2 protein-coding genes and 1 pseudogene are annotated in these 1,846 nt (G+C 71.6%); all 3 read left to right on the top strand.

What is annotated here, in order from left to right:
- Positions 1-421, top strand: a pseudogene (locus tag AC1DP0_RS21520) (heat-inducible transcriptional repressor HrcA); the annotation flags it as partial.
- A gap of 78 nt (positions 422-499) precedes the next feature.
- Positions 500-1,633, top strand: coding sequence for a molecular chaperone DnaJ (gene dnaJ / locus AC1DP0_RS21515; RefSeq protein ID WP_478088549.1), 1,134 nt, complete (start codon positions 500-502; stop codon positions 1,631-1,633).
- The coding region (locus tag AC1DP0_RS21510) for an RNA methyltransferase PUA domain-containing protein (RefSeq protein WP_478088548.1) at positions 1,630-1,846 on the top strand (217 nt) is incomplete at its 3' end. The genes dnaJ and AC1DP0_RS21510, both read left to right, overlap by 4 nt.

Raw genomic sequence — 1,846 nt, 5'->3', positions numbered from 1 at the left:
CGATGCCGACCGCGCCGCCGTCGAGGCCGTCGTCTCGGCTCTCGGGGACGCCCTCGTCGAGGAGCGCGAGGAGCGCGTCGTCCTGGCCGGGCAGGCGAACCTCGCCCGGGCCGGGGCGGACTTCCCTCGCAGCATCGGACCGATCCTCGAGGCCCTCGAGGAGCACGTCACCCTGCTGCGCCTGCTCGGCCAGCTCGGCGACGACCCCGAGCTGGTGTCGGTGCGCATCGGCTCCGAGAACCCCGTGACGGGCCTGCAGTCCACGTCGCTCGTGTCAATGGGCTACGGCTCCGGCTCCGAACGCGTGGCGAGCCTCGGGGTCCTCGGCCCGACCCGCATGGACTACCCCACGACGATGGCATCGGTCCGGGCCGTCGCCCGCTACGTGTCCGAGATCCTCGACGAGAACCAGGCCACCTGACCAGCACCACCTCGGCCAGTCCGCCGGCGCAGCGCCGCGCCGGAACCGAAAGCACCACGTACCAAAAGGAATCCCAGCTTGAACGACTACTACGCCGTCCTCGGTGTCTCGCGCGACGCGAGCCAGGAGGAGATCAAGAAGGCCTACCGTCGACTCGCCCGCAGGCTGCACCCGGACGTGAACCCGGGTGCAGAGGCCGAGGAGGAGTTCAAGCGCGTCTCGCAGGCCTACGACGTGCTCTCCGACCCGCAGAAGCGCCAGTCCTTCGACATGGGCGCCGACCCGTTCGCCACGGGCGGCGGCGCCGGCTTCGGTGCCGGTCAGGGCTTCTCGTTCAGCGACGTCATGGACGCCTTCTTCGGCGCGGGCGCCCAGGCCGGCACGCGCGGCCCGCGCTCGCGCGTCCAGCGTGGACAGGACGCCCTGGTGCGTCTCGACATCGACCTCTCCAAGGCGGTCTTCGGCTCCGAGGAGGAGCTGACCCTCGACACCGCGGTGGGCTGCACCCGCTGTGACGGAGACGGCGCCGAGCCCGGCACCGGACGCCAGACCTGTCCGATCTGCAAGGGCGCCGGCGAGGTCCAGCAGATCCAGCGCAGCTTCCTCGGCCAGGTCATGACCTCCCGCCCGTGCGTCAACTGCCAGGGCTTCGGCTCGACCCTGACGGACCCGTGCCACGACTGCTCGGGTGACGGCCGCGTGCGCACCCGCCGCTCGCTCAAGCTCAAGGTGCCGGCCGGTGTGGACACCGGCACGCGCATCCAGCTCACCGGGGAGGGGGAGGTCGGGCCGGGCAACGGGCCCAACGCCGACCTCTACGTCGAGATCCGCGTCGTCAACCACGACACCTACACCCGCCGGGGCGACGACCTGCACTGCAGCGTCGAGCTGCCCATGGCCGCGGCCGCGCTCGGCACGAGCTTCAAGCTGTCGACCTTCGACGGCATGCAGGACCTCGAGATCAGGGCCGGCACGCAGAGCGGTGACGTGCTCACCCTGCGCGGACTCGGTGTGACCCACCTGCGTCACGGAGGTCGAGGCGACCTGCTCGTCCACGCGACCGTGCAGACCCCGACCCGTCTGACCGAGGAGCAGGAGGAGCTGCTGCGCCAGTTCGCGGCCCTCCGTGGCGAGGAGAGCCCCCAGGGACGGCTGACGCCTGCCAACAAGGGCCTGTTCGGCAAGCTGCGTGACGCCTTCAAGGAGAAGTGACCGCACGTGAGCGGCCGGTGACCCACCAGCTCTTCCTCGGCGAACCGTCCGTGGTCGCCGACGCCGTCGTGGGGTCCTCGCTTCTCCTCGACGGCGACGAGGGGCGTCACGCCGCGGCCGTCGTGCGACTGCGCCCGGGCGAGCGCTACTTCGTCGCCGACGGAGCGGGCCGCCGCGTCCTGCTCGAGGCCACGGACGTCGACCGGGCATGGG

The sequence above is a fragment of the Terrabacter sp. P5_B1 genome (assembly GCF_056400505.1).
Note: the sequence above shows the minus strand (reverse complement) of the source record. Positions and strands in the feature narration are given on the sequence as shown.